Here is a 524-nt window from a genome sequence, read left to right on the forward strand (position 1 = left end):
GTCCAGGTACACGATTCCGCCGACAGCCTGGCGCCGCTTGAAGGAAGGGGCGAGAGGGGGAGAGGAGAGGAGAAGGGAAAAGGAAAAGGAAAGGGGAGGAGAAGAAAAGAAAAAAAGGGGAGGAGAAAAAAGAAGAAAAGAGAAGAGAGGAGAGAAAAGAAGGAAGAAGAGAGGGAAAGGGAGGAGAAGGGAGGGAGGAAGGGAGGGGGGAGGGAGAAAAAGAGAGGGAGAGAGAGGAGGGAGGGAGAGAAGAGGAAAGAGAGGAAAGAAAGAGAGAGAGGGAGAGAAAAGGGGAGAGGGAAAAGGAAGAGGAGAGAGGAAGAAGAGAGAGAGAGGAAGGGGGGAAGAGGAAAGAGAGAAGGAAGAAGAAGGATAAGCGGGAAGACCACATCAGGGAAAGGAAGACTGAAGAAGAAAAGATGCCGGGGAAGAGAGGGAAATAAAAAGGGAGAGGGAGAGATAAAAAGGAAAAAAAGAAAAGGAGAAAGGGTGGAAGAAGGATGAGAGATAGAGAGAAGAAGGGG

At 50.0% G+C, this 524-nt stretch carries 1 pseudogene; it reads left to right on the forward strand.

Annotated elements, in window-relative coordinates:
- Window positions 1-504: pseudogene (locus IB264_RS35730) on the forward strand (hypothetical protein); the annotation flags it as partial.
- Window positions 505-524: the final 20 nt, after the last annotated feature.

This window comes from Ensifer sp. ENS11 (assembly GCF_014851895.1).
In the GTDB taxonomy this organism is placed as follows: Bacteria; Pseudomonadota; Alphaproteobacteria; order Rhizobiales; family Rhizobiaceae; genus Ensifer; species Ensifer canadensis.